23 protein-coding genes are annotated in these 21,881 nt (G+C 65.1%); 16 read left to right on the forward strand and 7 right to left on the reverse strand.

Features of this window, described 5'->3' with window-relative positions; all coding sequences use genetic code 11:
- Positions 1-51 precede the first annotated feature (51 nt).
- The 13 genes from V3G39_06790 (at position 52) to atpD (ending at position 12,988) form a co-directional block, all read left to right on the forward strand.
- Positions 52-1,080, forward strand: coding sequence for a GNAT family N-acetyltransferase (locus V3G39_06790; GenBank protein ID XAS77740.1), 1,029 nt, complete (start codon positions 52-54; stop codon positions 1,078-1,080).
- 11 nt (positions 1,081-1,091) lie between these two features.
- Positions 1,092-2,213: a PLP-dependent cysteine synthase family protein gene (locus V3G39_06795; GenBank protein XAS77741.1), complete on the forward strand. Its 1,122-nt coding sequence runs from the start codon at positions 1,092-1,094 to the stop codon at positions 2,211-2,213.
- 48 nt (positions 2,214-2,261) lie between these two features.
- Entirely contained in the window at positions 2,262-3,122 is an 861-nt protein-coding gene (locus V3G39_06800; protein ID XAS77742.1) for an L-threonylcarbamoyladenylate synthase, read from the forward strand.
- A 9-nt stretch (positions 3,123-3,131) separates the two neighbouring features.
- Complete coding sequence (gene glyA / locus V3G39_06805) at positions 3,132-4,421, forward strand: serine hydroxymethyltransferase (protein ID XAS77743.1); 1,290 nt, start codon at positions 3,132-3,134, stop codon at positions 4,419-4,421.
- An 18-nt stretch (positions 4,422-4,439) separates the two neighbouring features.
- Positions 4,440-5,540 (forward strand): MraY family glycosyltransferase, encoded by a 1,101-nt coding sequence (locus V3G39_06810; GenBank protein ID XAS77744.1) that lies wholly within the window; start codon positions 4,440-4,442, stop codon positions 5,538-5,540.
- Between the two features lie 58 nt (positions 5,541-5,598).
- Positions 5,599-6,105: a hypothetical protein gene (locus tag V3G39_06815; protein XAS77745.1), complete on the forward strand. Its 507-nt coding sequence runs from the start codon at positions 5,599-5,601 to the stop codon at positions 6,103-6,105.
- Positions 6,106-6,271: 166 nt separating this feature from the next.
- Positions 6,272-7,090, forward strand: a complete 819-nt coding sequence (gene atpB, locus V3G39_06820) for a F0F1 ATP synthase subunit A (protein ID XAS77746.1) — start codon at positions 6,272-6,274, stop codon at positions 7,088-7,090.
- 74 nt (positions 7,091-7,164) lie between these two features.
- Positions 7,165-7,371 (forward strand): ATP synthase F0 subunit C, encoded by a 207-nt coding sequence (gene atpE, locus V3G39_06825; GenBank protein XAS77747.1) that lies wholly within the window; start codon positions 7,165-7,167, stop codon positions 7,369-7,371.
- A gap of 57 nt (positions 7,372-7,428) precedes the next feature.
- Positions 7,429-8,016, forward strand: coding sequence for a F0F1 ATP synthase subunit B (locus V3G39_06830; GenBank protein ID XAS77748.1), 588 nt, complete (start codon positions 7,429-7,431; stop codon positions 8,014-8,016).
- On the forward strand, positions 8,016-8,828 hold the full coding sequence (locus V3G39_06835; GenBank protein XAS77749.1) for a F0F1 ATP synthase subunit delta: 813 nt from the start codon (positions 8,016-8,018) through the stop codon (positions 8,826-8,828). Before V3G39_06830 ends, V3G39_06835 begins: the two co-directional genes overlap by 1 nt.
- A 97-nt stretch (positions 8,829-8,925) precedes the next feature.
- Complete coding sequence (gene atpA / locus V3G39_06840) at positions 8,926-10,566, forward strand: F0F1 ATP synthase subunit alpha (GenBank protein ID XAS77750.1); 1,641 nt, start codon at positions 8,926-8,928, stop codon at positions 10,564-10,566.
- A 3-nt stretch (positions 10,567-10,569) separates the two neighbouring features.
- A complete protein-coding gene (locus V3G39_06845; GenBank protein ID XAS77751.1) occupies positions 10,570-11,478 on the forward strand; it encodes a F0F1 ATP synthase subunit gamma in 909 nt (302 codons plus the stop codon).
- A 25-nt stretch (positions 11,479-11,503) separates the two neighbouring features.
- A complete protein-coding gene (gene atpD / locus V3G39_06850) occupies positions 11,504-12,988 on the forward strand; it encodes a F0F1 ATP synthase subunit beta (protein XAS77752.1) in 1,485 nt (494 codons plus the stop codon).
- A gap of 57 nt (positions 12,989-13,045) precedes the next feature.
- Here the strand turns inward: atpD and V3G39_06855 are convergent, their stop codons facing one another.
- The 4 genes from V3G39_06855 to V3G39_06870 all read right to left on the reverse strand — a co-directional run bounded on the left by V3G39_06855 (position 13,046) and on the right by V3G39_06870 (position 16,650).
- The gene (locus V3G39_06855) at positions 13,046-13,600 is read right to left on the reverse strand and encodes a DUF6328 family protein (GenBank protein ID XAS77753.1); all 555 of its coding nucleotides are present in this window, start codon (positions 13,598-13,600) and stop codon (positions 13,046-13,048) included.
- Between the two features lie 27 nt (positions 13,601-13,627).
- Positions 13,628-14,476 (reverse strand): hypothetical protein, encoded by an 849-nt coding sequence (locus V3G39_06860; protein ID XAS77754.1) that lies wholly within the window; start codon positions 14,474-14,476, stop codon positions 13,628-13,630.
- 151 nt (positions 14,477-14,627) lie between these two features.
- Entirely contained in the window at positions 14,628-15,347 is a 720-nt protein-coding gene (locus tag V3G39_06865; protein ID XAS77755.1) for a glutamine amidotransferase, read from the reverse strand.
- 10 nt (positions 15,348-15,357) lie between these two features.
- Positions 15,358-16,650, reverse strand: coding sequence for a MurT ligase domain-containing protein (locus tag V3G39_06870; GenBank protein XAS77756.1), 1,293 nt, complete (start codon positions 16,648-16,650; stop codon positions 15,358-15,360).
- A 120-nt stretch (positions 16,651-16,770) separates the two neighbouring features.
- Between V3G39_06870 and V3G39_06875 the strand changes: the two genes are divergently transcribed.
- From V3G39_06875 to V3G39_06885, 3 genes are read left to right on the forward strand one after another with little or no spacing between them, the layout of a single operon-like run.
- On the forward strand, positions 16,771-17,037 hold the full coding sequence (locus V3G39_06875) for a F0F1 ATP synthase subunit epsilon (GenBank protein ID XAS77757.1): 267 nt from the start codon (positions 16,771-16,773) through the stop codon (positions 17,035-17,037).
- Positions 17,038-17,075: 38 nt separating this feature from the next.
- The gene (locus V3G39_06880) at positions 17,076-17,516 is read left to right on the forward strand and encodes a DUF2550 family protein (GenBank protein ID XAS77758.1); all 441 of its coding nucleotides are present in this window, start codon (positions 17,076-17,078) and stop codon (positions 17,514-17,516) included.
- Positions 17,517-17,526: 10 nt separating this feature from the next.
- Positions 17,527-18,837 carry an alpha-amylase family protein gene (locus tag V3G39_06885; protein XAS77759.1) on the forward strand — a complete coding sequence of 437 codons (1,311 nt, stop codon included), beginning with the start codon at positions 17,527-17,529 and terminating at the stop codon, positions 18,835-18,837.
- 34 nt (positions 18,838-18,871) lie between these two features.
- On the opposite strand, the gene V3G39_06890 is transcribed toward V3G39_06885, so the two are convergent.
- Genes V3G39_06890 through nucS form a run of 3 tightly spaced genes read right to left on the reverse strand, consistent with a single transcriptional unit; the run spans position 18,872 to position 21,727 of the window.
- Positions 18,872-19,495 (reverse strand): cob(I)yrinic acid a,c-diamide adenosyltransferase, encoded by a 624-nt coding sequence (locus tag V3G39_06890; protein ID XAS77760.1) that lies wholly within the window; start codon positions 19,493-19,495, stop codon positions 18,872-18,874.
- Between the two features lie 25 nt (positions 19,496-19,520).
- Positions 19,521-21,032 (reverse strand): gamma-glutamyltransferase, encoded by a 1,512-nt coding sequence (locus V3G39_06895; protein XAS77761.1) that lies wholly within the window; start codon positions 21,030-21,032, stop codon positions 19,521-19,523.
- On the reverse strand, positions 21,032-21,727 hold the full coding sequence (nucS, locus tag V3G39_06900) for an endonuclease NucS (protein XAS77762.1): 696 nt from the start codon (positions 21,725-21,727) through the stop codon (positions 21,032-21,034). Before nucS ends, V3G39_06895 begins: the two co-directional genes overlap by 1 nt.
- Between the last annotated feature and the right edge of the window lie 154 nt (positions 21,728-21,881).

Below are 21,881 nucleotides of genomic sequence, written 5' to 3' on the forward strand. Positions count from 1 at the left end.
ATTGCTGACAACTCGGTTGTCGTTGCGTTCGCCGGTCCCCACACTGAGGGCGTGAACGCCCTAGAGATAGTTCATGTGTCGCCGACCTCGGCGCTGCTGCATCAATGGCACTCGGTCATGAGGACGGCGTACACCGACGGTCACGACGCGATGTGGTGGGAGTCGTTGCCCCAGTTGCAGCACTCTGTGACCATCCCGCACTCGCGCCGCAGTCGTTACCTGTTCGCTGCAATGCGCGACAGGTGGTGCGCTGGCGCTCTCGAAATCGCTGGGCAGGTGGACCACCCGGCGGAACCGGTGCAGATCGAGCTCGGTGTGGCCCGTGACCACCAGGGCAATGGCGTGGGGCGTGAGCTGGCTTCGTACGCAGTGGGTTTCGCGGTGGGTCACGGGCATACGACGCTGCAGACGGAGGTGTCCGTGCCGGTCGGACAGGCGCTGGAATCAACGAGGTCGGGCCTGTTCCTGGCCCGAGCAGGATTCACGGTGGGCAATGTCGAAGACCGGCTCCTGCTGGAGCTGCCGTGGGACGGCCGTGGTGAGCGCGCAGCTTCCTGCCCCGGACTCGTGCTGTCGTCCTGGGTCGGTGCGTGCCCGGGTGAGCACGAGATCGCCTGGTCTGCGCTGGAGCAGCAGATGGAGGAGGATGTCCCCATCGGCGGCCTGACTCGCAGCAATACGACGGTCGATATCGCCCGGATGCGAGAGGGTGAGCAACGATCTGCTGCCCGTGGCTGGCTCCTGGTACGCACCATGGCGTCGCTGCACGGTGCTCCCTGTGGCTATACCGAACTGATGGTCGACATTCACGACCCGGCGCTGGTGGTGCAGGAATCCACCCTGGTCGAGCGCGCCGCACGAGGCCGTGGCATCGGCAACGCACTCAAATCGGCCAACCTGCGCCGACTCGCTGAGCTGCCGAACGATCTGGTGTCCCGGATGGAGTACGTGCAGACCTACACGGCGCAGCAGAATGCGCCGATGCAACGACTGAACGAGCAGTTCGGTTTCGTCCGGGTAGGCACGCTGCACGACGCCGAGCAACAGTTGCCCGACGCCGCGATTGCCGCCGATAACTAGGATCACCCCTCATGGCGACCAGTGAGCACGACCACGGATGCCCGTCACACCGCGCATGGGTGGCGGATGCCGTGCGTAAGGTCACTGCTGATGCCAATCGATCTGCTGATACGCATCTGATCCCGTTGCGGCTGGCGGGTTTCGACGGCATCGACATCTATCTCAAAGACGAGTCCACCCACCCGACGGGGAGCCTGAAGCACCGACTCGCGCGCAGCCTGTTCCTCTACGCGTTGTGCAACGGCTGGATCGCAGAGACCACCACGGTCGTCGAGGCGTCCAGCGGTTCGACGGCGGTCAGCGAGGCGTACTTCGCGCAGTTGCTCGGGTTGGAGTTCGTCGCGGTGATGCCCCGCACCACCAGCGTGGAGAAGATCGCGTTGATCCAGCGCTATGGCGGTCGCTGTCACTTCGTCGACGACGCGGGCGCTGTCTACGCCGCAGCCGAGCAGATCGCGCGCGACAGCGGCGGGCACTACCTGGACCAGTTCACCTACGCCGAGCGGGCCACGGACTGGCGGGGCAACAACAACATTGCCGAGTCGATCTTCTCCCAGATGCGGTTGGAGCGGCACCCGGAGCCCTCCTGGATCGTGGTCGGTGCAGGCACCGGTGGTACGAGCGCGACGATCGGCCGATACCTGCGCTACCAGGGTCTTTCGACGAAATTGTGCGTGGTCGACCCCGAAGGGTCGGCTTTCCACGGCGGTTGGGCCAGCGGCGACCGTACCCATACGACCGGTAGGGGTTCGCGGATCGAGGGAATCGGTCGACCGCGGGTCGAGCCCTCATTCCAACCCGAGATCGTCGATGCGATGATCCAGGTCCCGGATGCTGCTTCTATCGCTGCCATGCACCTGCTGCACGAGCGCACCGGCCTGTTCGCGGGCGGTTCGAGCGGCACCAACCTGAGCGGCGTCCTTGAGTTGGCCTGTCGGATGCGAGCGGCCGGCGTGGACGGCAGCATCGTGACGCTGCTGTGCGACGGCGGGGAACGTTACGCAGCCACCTATTACGACCGCGACTGGTTGGCAGCTGCAGGCATCGATCCGTCCGGTCACCGTTCGGTGTTGGAGGCCGCGATGGATGACGGGGTCTGGCACGCGTACGGCGAACCCGCCCGCGCCCATTAACCTGAAGGTCCACTCCCTAATCCCCATCAACATCGCAGGAGAGCCTCGTTGAGCCCTGTCTTCGACTGCGCGTCACCGCAGACCCGCGAGGAGGGTGTCTCCGCCGCAAAAGATGCCACCGACAGCGGTGATTGCGTCGTGTTGCCGACCGACACCGTCTACGGCATCGGTGTCGACGCCTTCAACCCCTCAGCCGTGCAGAAACTGCTGGATGCCAAGGGTCGAGGTCGCGATATGCCGCCACCCGTGCTGATCCCGGCGCTCACCACAGTGGACGGGCTGGCGACGGCGGTACCTTCCTATGCCCGTCGGCTGATGGAGGCGTTCTGGCCGGGCGGACTGACACTGATCTTCCGTGCGCAGCCCTCTCTCGCGTGGGATCTGGGCGACAGCAACGGCACCGTGGGTTTGCGGATGCCTGACGATGACATCGCGCTGGAGCTGCTCTCACGAGTCGGTCCGATGGCCGTCAGTTCGGCCAACCGCACCGGCAAACCGACTGCGACCACCATCACTGAAGCCGGTTTCGCGCTCGGTCCCGCGGTCGAGGTCTACCTGGACGGTGGAACACGCGAGGGCCGTGAACCGTCCACGATCCTGGACTGCACAACCCCGGACCCAGTGCTGCTGCGGGTCGGTGCGGTGTCGGCGCAGGCGCTGCGCGAGGTGCTGGCCGGTGTCGAATTGATCGAAGTAGCTGCCATCGAACAGTTCGAGGGTTACGGCGAACCCGACGCGGCCCACGAACCCGACGCGGCCCGCAAACCCGACGCGGCCCACAAACCCGACGACGGCGCGGTTGACCTCTCCAAGGTGCAGCCGGAGTCGGCCACGCACGCAGCGCCCGAGCCGGTCAACCTGACCAAGGGCGAGCCCGACACCACCTCCACCACCTCCTCCGATTCCTAAGGTGACCCGATGACCGACTCCTCCACACCGTTCTACGGTTCCGACTTCAACGCGCTTGCGCAGTTCGACCCGGAGATATCCGACGTCCTGTTGTCCGAGTTGGATCGGTTGCGCACCGGACTTCAGCTCATCGCCAGCGAGAACATGTCCAGCCCCGCGGTCTTGACGGCGCTGGGTTCGACGTTGTCCAACAAGTACGCCGAGGGCTACCCCGGTCGTCGCTACTACGGCGGGTGCTCCGAGGTAGACAAGGCCGAGACCCTCGCCATCGAGCGGTGCAAGACGCTGTTCGACGCCGAGCATGCGAATGTGCAGGCCCATTCGGGGGCCAGCGCCAACCTGGCCGTCTACGGGGCGTTCATGAAGCCGGGGGAGACGCTGCTCGGTATGTCGTTGCCGATGGGTGGTCACCTGACGCATGGAACCAAGGTCAGCTTCTCCGGTAAGTGGTTCAACGCGGTCGGGTACGGCGTGGAGAAGGATTCGGAGAACATCGACTACGCCGAGGTCGAGCGGCTCGCGAAGGAGCACCGGCCAAAGATCATCCTGGCCGGAGGTTCGGCCATCCCACGGTTGATCGACTTCGAATTCTTCCGCAACCTCGCCGACGAGATCGGCGCGATCTTCTGGGTCGACGCGGCGCACTTCATCGGTCTGGTCGCCGGTAAGGCGATCCCGTCGCCGGTGCCGTACGCCGACGTGGTCACCTTCACCACCCACAAGGTGCTGCGCGGTCCCCGTTCGGGTGCGCTGGTCTGCAAGGCCGAGCACGCGGCGAAGCTGGACAAGGCCATTTTTCCGATGATGCAGGGTGGCCCGCAGATGCACACGATTGCGGCGAAGGCAGTCAACTTCAAAGAGTGCGCGACGCCGGAGTACGCCACCTACGCCGCACAGGTCATCAAGAACGCGCAGGCGCTCGCCGGTGCGCTGGGTGAGCGCGGTATCCGTCCGACCACGGGCGGCACCGACACCCACCTGTCGCTGCACGACCTGCAGGGCATCGACGTCACCGGTGCGCAGGCCGAGGAGCGCGCGGATGCCGCGGGCATCGTGCTGAACAAGAACGCCATTCCCTACGACCCGCAGAAGCCGAACATCGCCTCCGGTATCCGGGTCGGCAGTCCCAGCGTGACGACGCAGGGAATGGGTACGACGGAAATGACGACGATCGCCGACCTGATCCACCGGGCCATCACTCAGGGCGACGGATCACCGCAGCACGCGGTGGCGCAGCAGGTGCGGGCCGAAGTCGCTGACCTGGTGGGCCGCTTCCCGGCATACCCGCGCCCCGCCTAGGCGGCCCGGTCCCAGCTCGTGCGCGAATACCTGCTCGTTGCCGTGATCGCCGCGGTTGTCACCTATGTGACGACCCCGGCGATCCGGTGGCTGGGGATGCGGTTCGGGGCGGTGACCCCGGTGCGCCAACGCGACGTCCACTCGGTGCCGATCCCGCGCCTGGGCGGCGTCGCCATGCTGCTGGGGTTCGCAGCAGCGGTTCTCGTCGCCAGCAAATTGCCGTACCTGAAGGGTTTGACCAACGGCGCGAACCACCAGGTCGTAGCGACCTTGCTGGGCGCCGCCTTCATCACTGTGGTGGGGGCGATTGACGACTTCCGCGAGCTGGACCCGGTGACGAAGTTCGCGGGCCAGCTCATTGCGGCCGGCATCATCGCGTTCGGAGGGGTGCAGCTCGCCGCTCTTCCGACCGGTGACGCGACCACAATCTTGCCGCAACCCATCCTGATCGTGCTGACTTTCGTCATCGTGCTCGGGATGACGAATGCGGTGAACTTCGCCGATGGGTTGGACGGCCTGGCCGCCGGTTTCGTGGCGATCGCCGCAGTGGCGTTCTTCGCGTGGGCCTACCAGGTCGCGCATCTGTTCCCGGACTCCTCCGGGCGGGTCTTCACCGCGTCCGCCTTCCTCGCGGCAGCCACGGCCGGCTGTTGCCTGGGTTTCCTGCCGCACAATTTCTATCCGGCGCGGCTGTTCATGGGGGATGCCGGGGCGTTGCTGCTGGGGCTGCTGCTGTCGGCGTCGACCATCTCCTTCACCGGCAACCTGCCGCCCAATCAGGTCGCTCAGGCGTCGGCGGCGTTCTGGGTGCCGGTCGCGTTGCCGGTCGCGATCCTGGCGCTGCCCGTGCTCGACGTGATCCTGGCCGTCAAGCGGCGCGGGCCGAAGTTCTGGAAGCCGGACCGGAGCCATCTGCACCACAAGATGCTCGACATCGGTCACTCGCACCGTCGGGCGGTGCTGCTGCTCTATCTGTGGTCCGCATCATTGGCGCTGGGGGTGTTGATGTTCAGCTACGTCAAGACCGGCTGGGCCGTATCTGCGCTCGTGGCGCTGATCGCCATCAGTGCGCTGCTGACTCTCTGGCTTCCGAGGTGGAGAAGGGCAGGGAGCTTGTGATAGTTTTCACAAGGTAGCCGCAGGCTGCTTTGCCCTTCGCGAGACGCCCGGGAGACCGATGTCGACGCCCACGATCTGGCAGGAGAACGAGCCAATGAAGGACTCACCGTCCGCTCACGACACCGCTTCGGTGCCTGCTGAGCCCGTGGTGCCGTCGCCATTCGACGTGATGCTCAAGACGGCCCTCGTGCCGAGCGTGATCGCCGGCATCGTGACCGCAGTGGTCGCGTTGTTGATCGGGGGCGGTCGTGCCGGCCTGTCGGCCGGGTTCGGTGCCCTGCTCGCTCTGTTCTTCTTCGCCGCCGGCCTGCTGGTGATGCGCAAGGTGATCGACGTCAACGGGGTCGCTCTGATGGCAGCCGCGATGGCAGTCTTCTTCGGCCAGTTAATCCTGGTCATCCTTCTGATGTTCGCAGCGACGTCACTGCTGGATCTGCAGCCCGTTCCTACCGTGCTTGCAGTCGCCGTCGTCGTGCTGGTATGGCAGGGATTCCAGGTGCTGGGCTTCGTGCGCAGCCGCCGACCTGTGTACGACCCGCCGACTGCGGGGGACGGCGCAGCATGATCGGGGGCCTCGAATTTCGGGTAACCTTGGCGCCGGATCACCCCTGCGGCGACGGGTGCGGGCACCGCACACCCCGATCGGCTCAGGGCCGTGCGCTGTTGATCGCGCACCAAGATGACATTTTTAGCTGGGTAGTTGCTGATGACATGATGACGAAGGAGATTCTGTGAGCGCGACACTCGCTGCCGCTGCCGCCCCCTACGCGGCTGTCATGAGCGGGGATAAGTTCCAGCCGCCCGGGATCTCAGACTTCTGGCAGCCGCTCATCGGCAATGGCGCCTTCGCGCTCACCCGTCCGAGCGTGGTTCTTGTTTTGAGCGTTGTGCTACTCGGCTGGTTCTTCTACAGCGTCAGCGGCAAGCTGACTGTGGTTCCCAGCAAGCGCCAGTTCAAGACGGAGCTCATTTACGGGTTCGTCCGCGACACCATTGGACGCGACGTCATCGGCACCAAAGAGTTTCGGCGCTTCCTACCGTTGCTCTTCACCCTGTTCACAGTCATCGTTCTCAACAATGTGGCCGGCGTGATCCCATTTGTGCAGTTTGCGACATTCAGCAGGATCGGTTTCTGCATCGTTGCAACTGGGATCGTCTATGTGGTGTATCACGCAGTCGGAATTCAGGCAAAGGGTGGAGTACTTCCCTACTTCAAGTCGATCATGCCGCCAGGACTGCCATGGTGGATCTCCTGGTTCGTGTACACCCTGGAACTGGTGACCTTCTTCATCACTAGGCCAGTGACGCTGGCCCTGCGACTTTTCGGAAACATGCTTGCTGGCCACGTGATGTTGCTGGTCTTCAGCCTCGGTGGTGAGTACCTGCTGTTGCACGGGAGCAATCTGTTCTTGAATGCATCAGGTGTGGTGTCGTTCGGCTTCACGATCGTCATGACCCTTTTCGAACTCATCATCGAGTTCCTGCAGGCTTTCATCTTCACCATGTTGGCGGCCATCTACATCTCCGGCGCACTGGCCGAAGAGCACTAAGACTTCTCAATCACCTCCACCGAATCATCCCGACGCGCCGGCACCGAGCCGGAGCGCCAACGAAAGGAACAAGAATGACTGGCAACCTCGCCATCGTCGGTTACGGACTCTCCGCGATCGGCCCCGGCATCGGTATCGGCTTGATCTTCGCGGCCTACATCAACGGTGTTGCCCGCCAGCCCGAGGTCCGCGGTCAGCTGCAGACCATTGCCTTCATCGGCTTCGCACTTGCCGAGGCACTTGCACTGCTGGGCCTGGTCTTCGGATTCATTTTCAAGTAGGTCGCGATGCGTCTCAGGACGAATATTTCACCCGGATCACGTCAGTAAGGATCGATCGTGGCATTCACCAGTCTTGCGACCGAAGGCGGCACGTGGGGCACCCAAATCCCCATCATCCCGCAACCGGCCGAGCTGATCATCGGCCTCATTGCGTTCGGGGTCATCTACTTCATCTACAAGAAGTACGTCGTGCCCCGGTTGGAGCAGATGTACGACGAGCGGACCGCTGCCATTGAAGGCGGCATGGAGCAGGCCGAGGAGGCGCAGGCGCAAGCTGCAGCCGCCAAGGCGAAGTACGACGAGCAGTTGTCGCACGCTCAGGGCGAAGCATCCAAGATCCGCGAGGACGCAAAGGCTCAGGGCGCGACGATCATTTCGGAAGCGCGTGAGCAGGCGAACGTCGAGGCCGAGCGCATCGTCGCGGCTGCCCACAAGCAGACCGAGGCCGAGCGTCAGCAGGCGTCGGTGCAGCTGCGCAGTGAGGTCGGCACGATCTCGACCAATCTCGCCAGCCGCATCGTGGGCGAATCCCTGGAGGACGACGTCCGCCGGCGCGGAATCGTCGACCGGTTCCTGGCCGACCTCGAGTCCGGGGCCGTCAAGCCGGAGAAGGTCGGATCGACAGGTCCGGAGGCAGGCAGCTGATGGAGGGCAGTTCACGGTCATCATTGGCCGGAGCTCGGGACACCCTGCACAGCCAGCTCGGCGATCTCGCCGATGCCGGCGCGGTGGGTGACGAGCTGTTCGCCGTCACGACGGTGCTGGATTCCAGTGTCGCGTTGCGCCGAGCATTGGCCGATCCGTCAGCCACCCAGGACGCACGGGCCGGGCTGGCCGATCGCCTCTTCGCAGGAAAGATCGGCGATAACACGCTCGAGGTAGTGCGATCGCTGGTGCGCCAGCGCTGGTCCCGGGAGCGCGACCTGTCCGACGCGACCGCGCAGTTGGCGGTCGAGGCGGTGCTCACCGGAGCTGACGGTGCGGGTCGGATGGACCAGGTCGAGAACGAACTGTTCCGGGTCGAACGTACGGTTGCCGGCAGTCCTGAGTTACGCGACGCATTCGCGGATTCCCAGCGAAGTGGTCACGACAAGGCAGCCCTGGTCACGACGCTGTTGGAGGGGAAGGTTGCACCCGAAACCCTTTACCTCGTCCGTGGTGCAGTCGAACGTCCGCGGGGGCAACGTATCGAGCGCGTACTCGAGTCCTACATCGAGACGGCCGCGCGACTGCGCGAGCAGCTGCGGGCCACGGCGTTCGTGGCTCACCCCCTGGACGATGACCAGCGCGCACGACTGGCCGGCGCCCTGAAGGAGATCTACCGCCGGGACGTGCAGATCAACGTCGTCGTTGATACGCAGGTCGTCGGTGGTATCCGAGTGCACGTCGGTGATGAGGTCATCGACGGAAGTCTGGCCAGTCGTCTCGATGAGGCTCGTCGCCTCATGACGCGCTGAACACGTAACGCAGATCGGCGCTCAGGCGCCCAGCACACTTTGTACTGACAGCCCATGCTTGACCGGCCGTAGTGGCCGAGGAGAAGGAGATAAGAAGATGACGGAGCTCTCGATCCGCGCAGACGAGATCCGGGATGCACTGGAGGGGTACGTCTCCTCCTATGAGCCCGGTGCAGCCTCGCGCGAAGAGGTCGGCCGGGTCAGTGACGCCGCTGACGGCATTGCGCACGTCGAGGGTCTGCCCTCGGCGATGACCAACGAGCTGCTCCGCTTCGAGGACGGCACGCTGGGCCTCGCGCTCAACTTGGACGTCCACGAGATCGGTGTCGTCGTCCTCGGTGAGTTCGACGGAATCGAAGAGGGCCAGGAAGTCAAACGGACCGGTGAAGTGCTCTCTGTTCCCGTCGGTGATGCGTTCCTGGGTCGGGTCGTCGACCCACTCGGGCAGCCGATCGACGGCCTCGGTGAGATCAAGGCCGACGCTCGTCGCGCGCTGGAACTGCAGGCGCCCACCGTCGTCCAACGTAAATCGGTGCACGAGCCGCTGCAGACCGGTATCAAGGCCATCGACGCGATGACCCCGGTCGGCCGCGGTCAGCGTCAGCTGATCATCGGTGACCGCAAGACCGGCAAGACCACCATTGCCACCGACACGATCATCAACCAGAAGGCCAACTGGGAATCCGGCGATCCGCAGAAGCAGGTCCGGTGCATCTACGTCGCCATCGGTCAGAAGAACTCGACCGTCGCCGAGGTGCGGGGCGTGCTCGAAGACGCAGGCGCAATGGAATACACCACCATCGTGAACGCCTCCGCCGGTGAACCGGCAGGCTTCAAGTACCTCGCCCCTTACACCGGTTCGGCCATCGGACAGCACTGGATGTACGACGGCAAGCACGTCCTCATCGTGTTCGATGACCTGTCCAAGCAGGCCGAGGCCTACCGCGCGGTGTCGCTGTTGCTGCGCCGTCCGCCGGGCCGCGAGGCCTACCCGGGCGACGTGTTCTACCTGCACAGTCGCCTGCTGGAGCGTTGCGCCAAGCTGTCCGACGAGCTGGGCGCGGGTTCGATGACCGGTCTGCCGATCATCGAGACCAAGGCCGGCGACGTCTCGGCGTACATCCCGACCAACGTCATCTCCATCACCGACGGTCAGATCTTTCTGCAGGCGGACCTGTTCAACGCCAACCAGCGGCCGGCGGTGGATGTGGGTATCTCCGTCTCCCGAGTCGGCGGCGCGGCGATGACCAAGGCGCTGAAGGCGGTCACCGGTTCGATCAAGGTCGACCTGGCGCAGTACCGCGAAATGCAGGCCTTCGCCATGTTCGCCTCCGACCTGGACGCGGCCTCACGTCGACAGCTGGCCCGGGGTGAGCGCCTCATGTCGCTCTTCCGTCAGCCGCAGAACAGCCCGTACGCCGTGCAGGACCAGGTAGTTGTCATCTGGGCCGGTACGACGGGGCAGCTCGACGACGTCGCCGTGGAGGACATCGGCCGCTTCGAAGAAGAATTCCTGGACTACCTGCGCCGCGAGGACAAGGGCATTCTGGACTCGATTCGTGAGACGTTGAAGTTCGACGACGACAGTCGCAATGCTCTCGAGTCGGCAATCAAGTCTTTCAAGAAGCAGTTCCACGCGACTGACGACAAGTCCGGCGCGGGCACCGAATCGCACGACGCGATCGATGAAGATCAGGTCAGCCAGGCGAAGATCGCCAAGCAGAAGAAGGACAGCTGACTCATGGCAGGGCAAATGCGGGTCTACCGACAGCGCATCCGCTCCGTGCAGTCCACCAAGAAGATCACTCGCGCGATGGAGCTGATCGCAGCATCACGGGTGGTCAAGGCGCGGCAGGCGGTTGGTAAGTCGACCCCCTACGCACTGGCACTGACTCGCGCCTGCTCGGCCGTGGCCACCCACTCCAACACCGTTCACGTGCTGACCACCGAGCGGGACCATCCGGCGAACGCGGGCGTGGTGATCTTCAGCAGTGACCGCGGGCTGGCCGGTGCCTATTCTGCGAACGCGATGAAGAAGAGCGCGGAGCTGGTGGAGCGACTCGGTGGTGAGGGCAAGGAGATCGCGCCGTATCTCATCGGTCGCAAAGCCATTGCGTACTACAAATTCCGCCGGCGCGAGGCGGAGCACACCTGGGAGGGCTTTACCGACAGCCCCACCTTCGAGGTAGCTCGGGAGATCGGCGAACGCATCGTCGCCGACTTCCGCAAGGGCGCCGACAACGGTGGTATCGACGAGGTCCACCTGGTTTACACCCGCTTTGTGAACATGGTGACTCAGGAGCCCGTCGTGCTTCGTCTGCTACCGCTGGAAGTCAGCGAGAGCAACGATGTCGATGGTGACGGCCAGGACGATGCCATTGCCCCGTTGTACGAGTTCGAGCCGAGCGCCGAGCAGGTGTTGGATGCTCTGCTTCCGCGGTATGTCACGGCGCGCATCTTCAACGCCATGTTGCAGTCGGCGGCATCAGAGTTGGCGGCCCGCCAGCGCGCGATGAAGTCGGCTACCGACAACGCCGAAGAACTCATCAAGACCTACAGCCGCCTCGCCAACCAGGCACGCCAGGCAGAAATCACCCAAGAGATCAGCGAGATCGTTGGCGGGGCCACCGCACTCGAAGACGCCAGCTGACCCGCTACGAAGAAGGACTGAACAGATGAGCACAGTTACCACTCCAGAGCAGGATCAGGCTGGCCAGACCGCGGGCGGGGTAGGTCGTATCGCTCGCGTCATCGGCCCGGTCGTTGACGTCGAGTTCTCAGCAGACTCGATGCCCGACATGTACAACCTGCTGAAGCTTGAGGTCGACCTGTCCAGCGGTGACGTCGAGGGCGAGAACAAGCACATCGTCAACCTCGAGGTCGCCCAGCACATCGGCGACAACATGGTGCGCGCGATCTCCCTGCAGCCGACTGACGGTATCGTCCGCGGCGCGGCGGTCCAGGACACCGGCGGCCCGATCAGCGTGCCTGTGGGCGACGTCACTCTCGGCAAGGTATTCAACGCCACGGGTGACTGCATGAACTTGCAGGACGGTGAGACGCTCGATATCAAAGAGCGGTGGGGTATCCACCGCAAGGCTCCCGCGTTCGATCAGCTGGAGTCGCGCACCACGATGTTCGAGACCGGCATCAAGGTCATCGACCTGCTGACCCCGTATGTGCAGGGTGGAAAGATCGGCCTGTTCGGTGGTGCCGGTGTCGGCAAGACCGTGTTGATTCAGGAAATGATCGCCCGAGTCGCCCGCGACCACGGTGGTGTCTCGGTGTTCGCCGGTGTCGGTGAGCGCACCCGCGAGGGCAACGACCTGATGGTCGAAATGGAAGAGGCCGGCGTGCTCGGCCAGACAGCCCTTGTCTTCGGCCAGATGGATGAGCCGCCGGGCACCCGCCTGCGCGTCGCGTTGTCTGCGCTGACGATGGCGGAGTACTTCCGCGATGTGCAGAACCAGGACGTGTTGCTCTTCATCGACAACATCTTCCGATTCACGCAGGCCGGTCAGGAAGTTTCCACCCTGCTGGGTCGGATGCCGTCCGCAGTGGGCTACCAGCCGACCTTGGCTGACGAGATGGGCGTGCTGCAGGAGCGCATCACCTCCACTCGTGGCCACTCGATCACCTCGATGCAGGCGATCTACGTACCGGCGGACGACTACACCGACCCGGCCCCCGCAACGACGTTCGCCCACCTGGACGCCACGACCGAGCTCTCGCGTGACATTGCCTCGATGGGTATCTACCCGGCAGTGGACCCGCTGGCTTCGACCTCGCGCATCCTGGACCCGCGGTACATCGCCAAGGACCACTACGACACCGCAGTGCGGATCAAGGGCATCCTGCAGCGCAACCGTGAGTTGCAGGACATCATCGCGATCCTCGGAATCGACGAATTGTCCGAAGAGGACAAGGTGCTGGTGAACCGGGCCCGCCGTCTGCAGCGCTTCCTGTCCCAGAACACCTACGTGGCCAAGCAGTTCACCGGCCTCGAAGGGTCGACGGTGCCGCTGAAGGACACCATCGAGGCGTTCACGAAGATTGCCGACGGCGACTACGACAGCTCGCCCGAGCAGGCCTTCTTCATGTGTGGTGGCCTCGACGACGTCGAGCGCAAGACCAAGGAACTGCACCAGCAGGGCGACTGACCTCAGAGCGACAGTCAGCAGGACGAGCGGTCAACCGGGCAACCGTTTGGCCGCTCGTCATATCTGTTGCGGGCCGTTCTGACTGCGTTTTTCCTGGGCGAGCGCTGCCTGGGTGCGCCCAATGTGCAGTGGCAGCACGACCCAGAGCAGAACGAAGATCACCGTTACGGTGCCCGCCACAAGCACGCCGGCCAGTGGGTTGATCAGCACGCTGAAGACCATCAGCAGGACGAGAACGATAGTCGCCGCGAGTGCTGCCAGACCGCCTTTGGCAAAGCGGTTGGCCATGGTGACCAACACCGCCTTCTCGTGCCGACGGAAGAGCAGCCGGTGCGAGCTGACGGGGGCGACGAGCAGAATGGTCGCCGCGACCGCGCACAGCACACTCGCGGCATACTCGCCCCGCTCCAGACTGCTGAGGATCGAGAAGCGTTGCTGGAACGGCAGGGTAAGTAGGAAACCGGCAAGGATCTGTACACCGGTCTGGGTGACCCGCAACTCCTGGAGCAACTCAACCCAGTTGCGGTCCATTCGCTCGTCGACGGACTCGATCCGATGCGCCGGACGCTCGTCGGCGGGTTTGTCACCGGTAGGCGGCGGCTCGATGCTCATGACGACAGTGTCCCTGCCTGCCGTGTCTCAGCAACTCTGCCCGGCCGCTGGTTCGGGTTCAGCGCGTTGCGCGAGGGCGATGCAACTGCCGAGGGCAAGGGCAAATCCGACCCCGGCAACGGCCCATAGGTGCTGGCGGACGCCGTCGCCGAGCAGCGTGAGTCCGATGATCGCGGGCAGCACCGTCTCGGTGGCGAAGGTCACCGCAGCCACCGTGGTGGTCCGACCGCGGCTCAACGCGAGGCCGTAGGCGGTCAAGGCCAGTCCTCCGTGCGCGATCAGCGCCCAGAATGTCGGTTCGGTGAACCACTGCCACCAGTGATCCGGGATCACGATGATGCGTGCGGCCACGCCCATCAGGCCGAATCCGGCTCCGGCGCCCAGTGCCAGCACCGCGGCCGATGATTCGCGGTCCGCAGCCATCCGCCAACCGACGAGCAGGATCAGTGCGACCGCGCCGGCGGCGAGCAGTAGCAGCCAACCGGCGAGGTGGCCGACTGCTTGAGGCGGGCCTTCCTTGGCGCTGACGGCGAGGAGTACCAGGCCGGCACCCACCCCACCGAGGGCGATGATCTCGCTGCGGTGCAGGCGAACGCCGAGGAGGAAGACGGCCAGAACGGCGGTGATCGCCACCGAGGAGGCGACCGCGGACTCGACCAGAAAGAGCGGCAGACGTCGTAACGCCGCGGCGGACAGCAGAAACCCGACCAGATCCACGATGAGCCCGCACAGGTAGATCCCGGCGCCCGGCATCCGGTCGCGCCACGGCGATCCCTGGGGGAGTGCAGCCAGTTGCCGTACTCCGATGGCCTCCAGGATCGTCGCTGCGCCGTACGCGACGGCGGCCAGGAACGCGCCGATCAGGCTGACGGTCATCCTTCGGTCACTCGTCCACGAACCCGTGTGCTGATCATGGTTTGGTCGCCGGCGACGCAAACGTGGCCGAGAGGGCTGGATTCGACACTTCTGTGGGCGCCAGCGACGCAAACGTGAAAGACGGCGAACGTGAAAGACAGCAAGACGTTGTTCAGCGCGGTCGGGTAGCGGCGACGCGGCGGGCCTGCTCGGCGTACCGGTCATCGATCGATGCGGGCACGAAGTCCGGCTGCCGCATGCGTACGGCGCGCTCGATCAGGAAGTCGGCAATCCGGGGATTCTTGGGGAGCACAGACCCATGCAGGTAGGTGCCGAGCACATTGCGGTAGCGGGCACCCTCGGTGCCGTCGTCGCCGTTGTTGCCCGCACCCTGCACGACGCTTCCGAGGGCGCTCCCGCCGGTGCCGAGGTAGGTCTTCCCACTGTGGTTCTCGTAGCCGAAGATGTCGCCGAAGTCCTGGTGCCGGGTGGTGATGTTGCCGATCAGCCGCGTGGTGCCGCCGACTGTGTGTACGTCGAGCAACCCGATACCGGTCAGCCGGGTGCCGTCGACGGTGTCGAAATAGTGACCGAAGAGCTGGTACAGCCCGCAGACCACCAGCATCGGCACATCGGCGTCCGCCAATTCATGCAGTCGCGGCCCGATCCGCAGCAGGTCCTGTGCCACGACACCCTGGCCGCTGTCCTGGCCGCCACCACCGACGACAAGATCGATGCCGTCCGGGAAGTCGTCGCCGGGGTTGTAGTCGATGATCTGCGGCTCGTAACCGTGCCAGGTCAAGCGCTGCCGCAGGACCAGGGTGTTTCCCCAGTCGCCGTAGATGTTCATGTCGCGGGGATACAACTGCAGAATGCATACTTTCGTAGTCATACGATGTCGCTCATGCGATGACCTTCTCCAGATCGCCCTTGGTGGCCAGCACTTTTCGAATCGCGAGCATCGCCGTGTAAGTGCAGTAGATCCGTTTGTCCCGACCGGGCGTGCTGCGCAAGAACTCCTGCAGCGCGGGCTCCAACTGCGGCGAGACCGTCGTGACCTGCACGTCGTCGTACTGCAGTCGTAATGCCATGTCGTACGCCCGAACGCCCGTCACGCAGGCCACCCCGGCCGGTTGCAGCGACGCGAAGTCGACGTCCCACAGCCAGCTCATGTCGCGGCCGTCCGCGTAGTTGTCGTTGATGGCGATCATCGTGGCAGTGTCGGCGGGGTCATAGGAGCGCAGCGCCAGCCGGAAGCCGGCGGGGTTCTTGACCAGCACCATCGCGCAGTCGCTGTCCTGCAGCCGCACCACCTCGCCGCGGCCGAACGCCGGCCGCACCCGAGCGAGCGCGTCGTACATCGGGCCTTCGCGTAGTTGCCCACCGAGCACCGCCCGGGTGAGCGCGATGGCGGCCGTCGCGTTGAGTACGTTGTAGACGCCGGTCAGTTCGAGCGTCGCTGCATGGGTCGTGCCACCGTAGGAGACCTGCGCCCGTTGGCCTTTGAAGGAGTCCAATTGGGTGTCATCCAGGAAGATCGCGGGCACCACCCCGGGTGCGCCCTCCCCGTCGCCGTACATGTTGTCGTCGGAGGGAAAACTTGCCGAGAGGTCGACGCTGGTGCCGTAGCTACGCAACGCAGCGTGCTGCACGCGGTCCCCGAACGACTTCGCGCCGAGTCGCGGATCGTCGCGGTTCAGGACCACCGTGTCGGTCGTGTGCTCGGCGATGGTGGCCAGCATGCTGGCCGTGTGATCGATCTCACCGAACCGGTCCAGCTGGTCGCGCATGACGTTCAGCAGCAGGCAGTACGTCGGTGCGACGGCTCGGACGAAATGCACCGCGTGCGCCTCGTCGAGCTCGAGGACGGCGATATCGGCGTCCAACCGGCCGCGTACGTTGACCGCTCCGAGCAGCGCAGCAGCGACACCGCGCACGAAGTTACTGCCGGTGCGGTTGGTGAACACCCGTAAACCCTGTGATTCCAGCAGATCCACCAGAATCTTGGTGGTGGTGGTCTTGCCGTTGGTGCCGCTGACGACGACTACTCCGCGTGGCAGGGTCGCGAGCACCTTCGCGACGTACGACGGATCGAAACGTTCGACGAACAAGCCGGGAAACGCAGACCCGCCACCGCGGGCCAACGCGGCCCGACGGACCCCTTTGCCGAGCACGGTCGTCAACGAAACAAGCACCTGGCGATGGTAGCCGCCGTGGCCCGGTATCATGGACTATCGTCCGACGACCCCGGCACGCACCGACATTCGACCGTCATGGTGCATTGCGGCCGGCGCCCGACCAAGGAGTCATCACTAGTGAGCCCCCTCGACGTCCAACTTGTTGCCGCAGACCGCCTGGTGTGGGAAGGCGAGGCGAACGGCGTGAGCGCACGCACCACCGAAGGCGAACTCGGCATCCTGCCCGGTCACTCGCCGTTGTTGTCCGTGCTCGTCGACGGTGAGGTTCGCATCGACCCGGTCGACGGAGCACGCAAAATTGCCACGATCGACGCGGGCTTCGTCTCCGTTGACAACGACAAGGTGACCGTCGTTGCCGAGACCGTAGACGCGTCGGACTTCTGAGAGCCGTCGTCACCACGCATTGACCGGTAGGCGCAGATATGGGTAGCGAGTTCGTACGGTCCAGTGAGTTCCTCGGTCTTGCCCTCATTCTGATCCTGCTGGCTCTTGTCGGTGCTGCCGCTGCGGTCGTGCTGCGCAACCGCACGATCGGACGGGGGACGACCGCCTACCTGGTGGCCGTGCAACACAACGGGCGCAGCCGCCTGGGTCAGGCACTCGTCTCCACGACCGACGTCCGGTGGTTCCTGATGCGCAGCGTGTCGCTTCGGCCGTCGTGTGTGTGGCCGCGCGGTGAGATCGAGCTGGGTCCGCCGCGCCCGCTACCCGGGGGTGCATCGGCGCATCTGACGGATCCGGTGCAGGTGAGCTGCCGCATCGGGGAACGATATTTCGATATCACCATGAACAACGTGGACTACGCCGCGCTGCGGTCCTGGTCGGAGTCCTCCCCGCCGGGCGTCCGCGCGGACGTGGCATGACGGACGCTGCGTGACGCGCGAACCCGACTGGGTGCAGCACGTGGTGTGGTGGCAGGTCTACCCGCTGGGTGTTGCCGGTGCCGATATCAGCGGCCGGTCGCGGGCGGCAACGCCTGCCCTGGCGCGGATCGGCGACTGGTTGGACTACACCCTCGAACTCGGTGCGTCAGGTGTCGCCCTCGGCCCGATCTTCGAATCCAGCACCCACGGGTACGACACCACCGACTATCTCCGTATAGACGCCCGTCTGGGTACCGATTCGGACTTCGATGACCTGGTCGCTGCGGCCCATACGCGCGGTCTACGGGTGCTACTGGACGGCGTGTTCAACCACGTGGGTCGCGAGCACCACGCGTTCCAGGACGTGCTGGCGCACGGGTCGCGTTCGCCCTACTGCTCGTGGTTCCGACTGAGGTGGCCGGACGGACCCGACGGCCCACCGGAGTACGACGATTTCGAAGGCCATTCTCAGCTGGTCGCGCTCGACCACGACTCACCCGAGGTAACCGCGATGGTGACTCGGGTGATGACCCACTGGCTGGACCGGGGTGTCGACGGGTGGCGGCTGGATGCTGCCTACGCTGTGCCGCCGAAGTTCTGGGCGCAGGTGCTTCCAGTGGTCCGCGAGAAGCATCCCGACGCGTGGATTGTCGGGGAGGTGATCCATGGCGACTACGTAGAAGTCGTGCAGGCGTCAGGGATGGATTCGGTCACCCAGTACGAACTGTGGAAGGCGATCTGGAGTTCGTTGCAGGATGGCAATTTCTACGAACTCGACGCCGCGATGGAGCGTCACAACGCATTCCTGGACGCCTTCGTGCCGCTGACCTTCGTCGGGAATCACGACGTGACGCGGATTGCCAGCAGGATCAGTGACAGTCGGCACCTGGCCCATGCCGTCGTCGTGCTGTTCACCCTCGGTGGCACTCCGAGCGTCTACTACGGGGACGAGCAGGGCTTCCGCGGTGTCAAGCAGGAGCGCGTCGGGGGAGACGACGAGATTCGTCCGGCACTCCCGAGCAGCCCTTCGCAGTTGTCACCGCTCGGTGAACCGGTGCTGCGGCTGCACCAGGAGCTGATCGGGCTTCGCCGCCGCCACCCGTGGTTGCACACTGCGCACAGCACCGTGGTGCAGCTGTCCAACGAGCAGCTGATCTACGACGTGAGCGCCGAATCCACCCAGCGACTGCGGGTTGCGTTGAATCTCAGCGATACGACGTACCGGGTGGCGGCCGACGGATTGGCTCTGCAGGCCGGGGAAGCAGCAGCAACCGGAGCAGATTTCACGCTGGAACCGCATGGCTGGGCTGTGCTGTGCTGACGCCCGCTTCCAGCGTTCTTGACGCCGGCGTCGTTCATTCGGACTTCTGCTGGCGACCCCCGCCCGGCACCCACTCCACGTCCCCACCATGCGCGATGTTTGCGTGACGGGCGGCCAGGAACAACAGGTCGGACAGCCGGTTCAGATACCGCGCAGCAAGTGGATTGACCCCGCCGATCTGTTCAGAGCCCGTCGCGGCCTCCTGCGTGCCGTGCTCGGCGATTGCCGCCCAGGTCGAGCGTTCGGCCCGCCGTGCCATCGTGCGCGCGAGGTGCAGCTGCGCGGCGCCGACCGAACCGCCCGGCAGGATGAACGACCGCAAGGTCTCGAGGTCTTCGTTGAGCCGGTCGCAGTCCGCCTCCAACTCATCGACCCACTCCGGCAGTACGCGCAACGGCGGGTGCGGGGGATCGGCCACGAGCGGCGTACAGAGATCTGCCCCCACGTCGAAGAGGTCGTTCTGGATACGACGCAGCATGGCCTGCATCGCGTCGTCCAGTCCGCCCGTAGCGACGGCGACACCGATGCACGAGTTGGTCTCGTCGATGTCGGCGTATGCCACGAGTCGCGGGTCGTTCTTCCCGGTGCGACTGAAGTCACCGAGGGAGGTACTGCCGTCGTCGCCGGTGCGGGTGTAGATCCTGCTGAGGATGACCATGACCCGATCCTCTCAGTCGGTCGGTTCAACCGATCGCGGTGCCCGCCGCCCGGCGTGGGTCGGCCGCCGCGAACAGCGTCCCGTCACTGGCCCGGTAGGCGGCCGCCACACCACCGAAATACATTGCGTGAGCAGGGTGTTCAACCGCGTCGCGGCCCCCGAGCTGCGCCTCTATCTGGGCATCGGGCTCGTACTGCACGACCTCGTGGTCGTCGACGAGCTGAATGTGCAGCCGTGGCGCGTCGATGCCCTCCTGCAGGCCGGCGTCATCCAGGCAGTAGCGGCCCATGACCTGCATCAGCGCCGTCGTGATCCGGTCGGCGCCGGGACTGCCGATCGCCAGAAGGCCGCCATCGGTGCTACGGGCGGTGGTCGGTGCCATGTTCGAGGCGATCCGGGTGCCGGTGGGTAAGGCGTGCAGGCCCAGTCGATTGAGCTCGGGCTCGCCGAGACAGTTGTTCAGCACCAGACCGGTGCCTGGCACGGTGACGCCGGATGAATATCCGGCCGAGGAGGTGATCGAGCAGGCGGTGCCACCTGCATCCACCGCCGAGACGTGGACGGTGTCCCCGCTGGTCGACAGCGCGGCCCGGTCGCCATCAGGCCGGCTGTGCAGCATGTGCAGCCCCGCCGCAGCGAGATCGACGGCGCGGTCCAGGTGTGCTTCCCGGTAGCGCAGCACCCTGGTCTGCACGTCGATGAGCGCTGCGGGGCTGGTGCCGGATTCGGCGAGCATCCGCAGCATCGTGGTGAGCACGGGGCCCCCGATGGAGGGTGGCGGGTTGGTGGCGATGTCCCACCGGCCGAGGCGCGTCCGGTTCGCGGGCCGCGCCACGGCCTGGTACGCCGCGAGGTCGGCGCGCGTGAGCAGTCCTCCGGTGCGTTGCACGTGATCGGCCACCGCTTCAGCCAGATCGCCGTCGTACAGGCTCGAGAAACCCTGTTGGGCGAGGATTTCCAGGGTGCGGGCGAGATCGGCGTTCGTCATGGTGTCGCCCAGCCCGACCGGTGAATCGCCGTGGAAGTGGATGGCGCGGGTCACCGGATCGAAGGCGTAGAGCGGGTCGCCCACGAGACGCAGATAGCTGCCGCTGGCGGACCCGACCGTGAAGCCGTCCCGCGCTGCGCTGATGGCCGGCGCAAGGACATCGGCCCGACTGGCCCGCCCGAATCTTTCGGTGGCCATTGCGCAGGCCGCGAAGGCTCCCGGTGTCGCGGCCGATCCGGGGCCGGCGAAGACGGTGATGCCACCCGCGTAGTTCAGGAAGAGCTCGCGGATGCCACCGCCGAACCGGTCTTCGGCCAGCCCTCGGCCGGGCATCTCGCAGTTGCCGTCGATGACGATCGGCGACCCGTCCGACGGCCAGACGTTGATGAAGGCGCCACCGAGCGCGCTGACCAGACCCGGTTCGGTGACATAGGCGGTCATCAATGCTGCAATGGCCGCGTCAACCGCGCTACCGCCGGCCTGCGCTACCTGGACCCCGGCCTGGGTGCTGAGGGCATTCGGCGCCGCGACCGCGATCTGATCGGGCATCAGAACAATCTCGTGGTGGTGTCGTCGGCACCCTTGAGTGCGTCGTAATCCAAGGTCACACAACGGATCCCGCGGTCCTGGGCCAGCACTCGCGCCTGCGGTTTGATCTGCTGGGCCGCGAAAACCCCGGTGACGGGCGACAGGTGCGGGTCGCGGTTGAGCAACTCCAGATACCGCGTGAGCTGCTCGACCCCGTCGATGTCCCCGCGCCGCTTGATCTCCACGGCCACCGTCGCTCCGCCGTTGTCGCGGCACACGATGTCGACCGGACCGATAGCCGTCGGGTACTCGCGGCGGACGAGCGTGTAACCGTCGCCGAGGGTATGGATGTGCTCGGCGAGCAACGCCTGCAGCTGGGCCTCCACACCGTCCTTGATCAGACCGGGATCGATGCCCAGGTCGTGCGAGGAGTCGTGCAGCACCTCGTAGATCAACACATGCAACCGGCCGTCAGATTTGGCGTGCTGCACCGACCAGGTCTGCACCACACCGGTTTCGGCCTCGTCCTCGGTGGGCGGCAACTGCGCCATCGAGCACGGCGGCGACATCCAGTTCAGCGGCTTGTACGACCCGCCGTCGCTGTGGATCAGCACCGATCCGTCGGCCTTGACCATCAGCAGTCTGGTCGCAAGGGGTAGATGGGCGTTCAATGTTCCGGTGTAGTCCACGCTGCAGCGGGCAATGACGACGCGCACGACCGGAAGCCTAGTGCGGTGCGTGCAAAGGTTGCTGGGCGGTCGCTCCGCGGCCGATCAGCAGCTTTGCCCACATCCGCACCGCGTTACTTCTAATTCACTGCACCAGTGGCACGCCGAGGTTTGGGGGATCGCGGTTTCTGGGAGACTGGCG

Source organism: Dermatophilaceae bacterium Sec6.4 (assembly GCA_039636865.1).
GTDB lineage: Bacteria > Actinomycetota > Actinomycetes > Actinomycetales > Dermatophilaceae > Allobranchiibius.